This is a genomic window from Streptomyces chiangmaiensis, assembly GCF_036281785.1.
In the GTDB taxonomy this organism is placed as follows: Bacteria; Actinomycetota; Actinomycetes; order Streptomycetales; family Streptomycetaceae; genus Streptomyces; species Streptomyces chiangmaiensis.
In genome coordinates, this window is sequence record NZ_JAYWVC010000460.1 from 1 (window position 1) to 2,729 (window position 2,729).

The window sequence follows — 2,729 nt, forward strand, 5'->3', positions numbered from 1 at the left end:
GCCCGAAGGCCGGGGCATCCTCGGAGGTATTTGGTGAAGTTCATTCTCGAGGTCGACTTGGGAGAGACGGGCTGGGACGGAAACGCCGCCTCTGAGCTGGGGCGGATCCTGCGGTACTGGGGCGGGAACCTCGGGCACTTCGAGCTGAAGCCCGGCGACGGGTCGGTCGTATACGACTCCGGCTACCGCGAGGTGGGGCACTGGTCCATCACGGGTGACTGATTGCGGGACCGGCCGGAGGCCCCACTCCGTCCGGCCGGCCCCGCTGCGAGATCGTGTGGCGCACCGCGTCGGGCTCGCACTCCCCAGTTACAAGCCCCGGATCGGCACATGCGGGCGCCTCGCGATCCGCATCCCTCAGAACGTGAAGACGGTTGTCCCGTAGGAGTTCTTCACGCACTCGTTGGCGAAGGTCCGTTCATAGTCGACGCGCTTGCCCTGCCAGACGCCCTGGACGGTGACGACCACGGGGTCGTACTGCTTGGTGCACAAGACGCCGTCTCTGACCGTCAGCGCGTCGAAGTCACCGTCGGCCGCGCGTAGTTCGGCGCAGGCGTCGACGGCGTCCGGGTGGCTGCCGGAGGCAGTGGGAGCGCAGCTCAGCGTGACCGCGCGCTGGGGTGTGACGAGAGCTGCACTCTCGCCGTGGCCCGTGGTGAGAACGAGCGCCGAGGGGGCGTAGAGAGAGTCAGGGGCGGTGTTCGGGGCGGCGAGGGCGGACGGGGTGAGGGGGCCGCAGACGGCGATGGCCGTGAGGGTGAGGGTCGCTGCCCAGCGCGCGGTGTTCGGCATTGTGTGCATCCTTCCGCTCGGATCGGAGTCGCGGTCCGGGCCCGTGGTACGTATGCGGGAGCCCGGGCCGGTCGAGGTGCCGGTTCGGCGAGCGGGAGTCTGCCGAGTCCGGACGGGAAACTCACATCGACCCCTCATGTTTCGGTAACTTTGAGTATTGAATCAGTGGCGCGAAGTAACGGAATTCGAACGTGCTCGGCCTGGCACCGCATGGGTGCAGGGGGCCGAAAGCAGCCCTCTGGCCGGATTTCCACGGCTGTGCAATCGGCCTGAAACATTCCGCTTGCCGGTGGCGGCAAGCGCTGTCTTCAGCTCTCGGCAAACGGGCCCTCGTCGCCCTTGCCTTCGCGCCGTTGCCGAGTAATGATCATTACATGATTACAACGGATCAGCAAGAGCAGCTGCGCGGCTGGTTCGCCGGCCGCCTGCCCGACGACCTGTTCGAGGGCCTGGTGGAGGTCGTCGTCGACCGCGAGGAGATCACCGTGGTCGGTCGCATCCCCGAGCCCCGGCTCGCCGAGGGCACCTCGCCCGCCGAGAAGGAGGCGGCGATCGGGGCCCGTGTCCAGGAGTTCCGCGAACGCACCCGCGAGGACCGGATCGCGGTGGCGCGCGAGGCGGAGCAACGGTTCCGCAGGAAGGTGTCCTGGGGCGTGGAGTGCGGGGGCGAGCGCGCCCTGTTCACGCACATCGCCGCCCCTGTGATGACCCGGCTGCGCCAGCCCGAGCGTCAGGTGCTGGACACGCTCATCGCGGGCGGAGTCGCCCGCAGCCGCAGCGACGCGCTCGCCTGGTGTGTACGCCTGGTGCAGAGGCACACCGACGACTGGCTGACGGAGTTGCGCGAGTCGCTGGAGCATGTGCAGCGGGTGCGAGCCCAGGGGCCCGACACGGAGTTCCGGGGCGCGTCGGCAGACGCAGCAGCCGAGGAGGAATGACCCGGCGTCCCGTGTCACACGCGCCGGTCAATGCGGCGGATCACGATGTTCGCCCCTGCCGTCGCCCCCGGCGGGCTGTTCCACTCCCCCCCGCCGGGGGAAGGTGGGCCGGCGACCGTGACGCGCGCGGCGCGCAGCAGCCGGTCGCCGACCCGGTACCCGCGGCTCAGGATCTCGGTGCAGGTCAGCCGGTCGACGTCCGGCGAGACGACATGCGTCACGGCCTCATGGCGGGTGGGATCGAAGGGCTCACCGTCCTCCCCGAACTTCCGCAGCCCCAAGGAGCCCAGCTGGGTCTCCAGGACGTCGGCGACTGCTTTCAGCCCTGGAGTCATGGCCTCCTGCCGACGCGCCCCCTCGACGGCGTCCAGCACGGGCAGAAGCGCTCTCAACACGTTCTCCGCGGCGATCTCGCGCACGGCAAGACGGTCACGGCGTACCTGCTTGCGGTAGTTGTCGTACTCGGCCTTCACCCGCTGCAGATCGGCGGTGCGCTCGTCCAGCAGACGACGCAACTCCGGGCTCTGCGGCCGGCTCTGATCCATGGTCAGCCTGCCTGTGAGGTGTGGTCGTCATCCACGATCTCGGCGTCCACGACATCGTCGTCCGCCCGGCCGCCGCCGCTCGCCGTGCCCTGCTCCGACGCCGTGCCGCCCTCAGGGCGCACCTGTTCGTACAGGGCGCTGCCGATCTTCTGCGCCGCGGTGGCGGCCTTGTCCATGGTCCGCCGGATCTCCGCGGTGTCCTCGCTCTTGAGCGCCTCCTTCAGTTCGTCGATGGCGCTCTCCGTCTCGCTCCTCGCATCGGCGGGGATCCTGTCCCCGTTGTCCCTGATGAGCTTCTCCGTCTGGTAGACGAGCTGTTCGGCCTGGTTGCGGGTCTCGGCCGCCTCCCGCCGCTTGCGGTCCTCCTCGGCGTGCTGCTCGGCCTCGCGCACCATGCGGTCGATGTCGTCCTTCGGCAGCGCCGAGCCGCCGGTGACGGTCATCTTCTGCTCCC

General features: G+C 69.3%; 5 protein-coding genes. 2 read left to right on the forward strand and 3 right to left on the reverse strand.

All coding sequences use genetic code 11. From position 1 onward, the window contains the following. On the forward strand, nucleotides 1–222 hold a 222-nt coding region (locus VXC91_RS44370), incomplete at its 5' end, for a hypothetical protein (protein ID WP_329513013.1). Between the two features lie 135 nt (nucleotides 223–357). Here VXC91_RS44370 and VXC91_RS44375 read toward each other — a convergent pair. Continuing rightward, nucleotides 358–792 carry a protease inhibitor gene (locus tag VXC91_RS44375; protein ID WP_329513014.1) on the reverse strand — a complete coding sequence of 145 codons (435 nt, stop codon included), beginning with the start codon at nucleotides 790–792 and terminating at the stop codon, nucleotides 358–360. Nucleotides 793–1,166: 374 nt separating this feature from the next. On the opposite strand from VXC91_RS44375, the gene VXC91_RS44380 reads away from it, so the two are divergent. Beyond that, a complete protein-coding gene (locus VXC91_RS44380) occupies nucleotides 1,167–1,730 on the forward strand; it encodes a hypothetical protein (RefSeq protein ID WP_329513015.1) in 564 nt (187 codons plus the stop codon). Between the two features lie 14 nt (nucleotides 1,731–1,744). On the opposite strand, the gene grpE is transcribed toward VXC91_RS44380, so the two are convergent. Then, the gene (gene grpE, locus VXC91_RS44385) at nucleotides 1,745–2,275 is read right to left on the reverse strand and encodes a nucleotide exchange factor GrpE (RefSeq protein WP_329513016.1); all 531 of its coding nucleotides are present in this window, start codon (nucleotides 2,273–2,275) and stop codon (nucleotides 1,745–1,747) included. 2 nt (nucleotides 2,276–2,277) lie between these two features. Further along, nucleotides 2,278–2,729 (reverse strand): Hsp70 family protein (locus VXC91_RS44390; RefSeq protein WP_329513017.1); only part of this gene is annotated, 452 nt, incomplete at its 5' end.

Bases quoted from the DNA above. Each gene is read 5' to 3' on its own strand.
- grpE (WP_329513016.1), bottom strand. From the start codon at position 2,275: ATGGATCAGAGCCGGCCGCAGAGCCCGGAGTTGCGTCGTCTGCTGGAC.
- VXC91_RS44380 (WP_329513015.1), top strand. From the start codon at position 1,167: ATGATTACAACGGATCAGCAAGAGCAGCTGCGCGGCTGGTTCGCCGGC.
- VXC91_RS44375 (WP_329513014.1), bottom strand. From the start codon at position 792: ATGCCGAACACCGCGCGCTGGGCAGCGACCCTCACCCTCACGGCCATC.